This is a genomic window from Lentibacillus kimchii (assembly GCF_042666895.1).
Classification (GTDB): Bacteria; Bacillota; Bacilli; order Bacillales; family Amphibacillaceae; genus Lentibacillus; species Lentibacillus kimchii.
The window spans coordinates 1-1611 of sequence record NZ_JBHTGR010000033.1; the positions used below are offsets into that span (position 1 = coordinate 1).

Here is a 1611-nt window from a genome sequence, read left to right on the forward strand (position 1 = left end):
ACCAGATGGCTCAGCAGCAACAAGCGCAGCGTGATACGAGTATGTATTATGACTGGCTAAATGATGGCCTGGACCCGGAAGTTTGATGATAATCCTAAGCTAATTTACCATTTATAGTTTCACAGACTGTCTGTGTGCTTTCATTTTAAACTGACAGGGTAAATGGTCATTTAGCATTTAAAACGATTTGAGCAGGATCTGTGCGCTTTCGGATGGTTGGTTCATTAATCGCCACCCGGATAAAGCAAGCAAGTGTCACCACCAGCCTTACTAGTTGCTCAGAGTGCCAATGGGTGGCTACGCTTTGATGGAAGGTCATGCTGTCAGTCCGTGAGCGCACCCGTCATTTGAGGAACTAAACGGGCCAAGTGATGACTTTTGATACTTATGCGGCACGCACTGCTTGTATTCAGGCATGAAACTGGCAACCAATCTAATAGAAGGGGATGGAATCGACATGGACGAGCGTAATGTTATCGCAGGTTATCACATTATGGGAAGTGAAAACGGGGCTTTAATCTTAAATACAGACAAACTATTTTATTGGCATATTCATAAGCGTTTTCGGCGGGATGAAGAAACACCGATCCAGAAAGGGGATATTGTTCAGGTTGCCACAGCTAAAGGCCCCAAACCCGTTTTGGTTATGGATGTCTTCCGGGAGGAAACGTCAAACAACAAGAAACACTATAAACAGGTGATGAATATCATTGAGAGGGCACCTGAAGGTACCAGTCAAAGTCAGGCTTCATCATCGGAACGCTCATAAGGTATAAGCAGTGGTCTGATCGTTATTTTAATAGCTTTTAAAACCAAAATTTTAAGATGCAATCAATAAATGATTAATATAACAATTAATGTAAAAGACTTGAAAACATCTTGGGTGTTTTTGTCCGTTTTTCTTCAAACGGTGAGGTTAAGTAGCTTGAACTTTTTCAAAAAGTGTACTTTTTGAAAGGTGCCCCAAAATGAATTATGTTTCAAAAAAACAACATAATTCATTTTGGGGCATTGCAAAAGAGACGAAACCATTTTGACATGGATTATTTTTTAAATACTCTTAATTATACCTTTTCAGGGCGTTGGGCATAGACAGACTATGTGGGATATCAATGTATACCACATAGTCTGTCTATGCCGATTACGGTCTATAGAATTCCACGATATTATCAATATCATCTTCATAATAAAGAAGGTAAATTCTCATATCATCGGATCCTGATTTAACATTTGTGAATGTACGATAACTAGGACTTGTTACACTGACATAGCCTTCCCGTGTTCCGATTGTTTCATAAATGCCAGTGCTCTGTTTACGTTGTAACTGCATACGCCAGTTACTTCTACTTCCATCAGATAATCCGCTATATTCCGTAGGTTCAATACTCACATCAACTTGTGTTCCGTTATTGCTCACACATAGTTGAAAATACATGTTTACATAATAATTGGCGTCTTTATAAGGTGCGCAAGGCATAATAATGATATTCCTTTCAAATTAATTAATATATGAGCGAATTTCATAATTCATAGCCCTTGCGGCGCAAGGACTTAAAAACGTAAAAAAGGAAGTACCTCCCCAAATCTTGTATAATGGTAGTTGAACTAAAA

2 protein-coding genes are annotated in these 1611 nt (G+C 38.9%); one reads left to right on the forward strand and one right to left on the reverse strand.

Annotated features, from left to right (window positions below):
• Positions 1 to 457: 457 nt before the first annotated feature.
• On the forward strand, positions 458 to 769 hold the full coding sequence (locus ACFQU8_RS09720) for a DUF5839 family protein (RefSeq protein ID WP_382359253.1): 312 nt from the start codon (positions 458 to 460) through the stop codon (positions 767 to 769).
• A 372-nt stretch (positions 770 to 1141) separates the two neighbouring features.
• Here the strand turns inward: ACFQU8_RS09720 and ACFQU8_RS09725 are convergent, their stop codons facing one another.
• Complete coding sequence (locus ACFQU8_RS09725; protein ID WP_382359256.1) at positions 1142 to 1330, reverse strand: hypothetical protein; 189 nt, start codon at positions 1328 to 1330, stop codon at positions 1142 to 1144.
• Between the last annotated feature and the right edge of the window lie 281 nt (positions 1331 to 1611).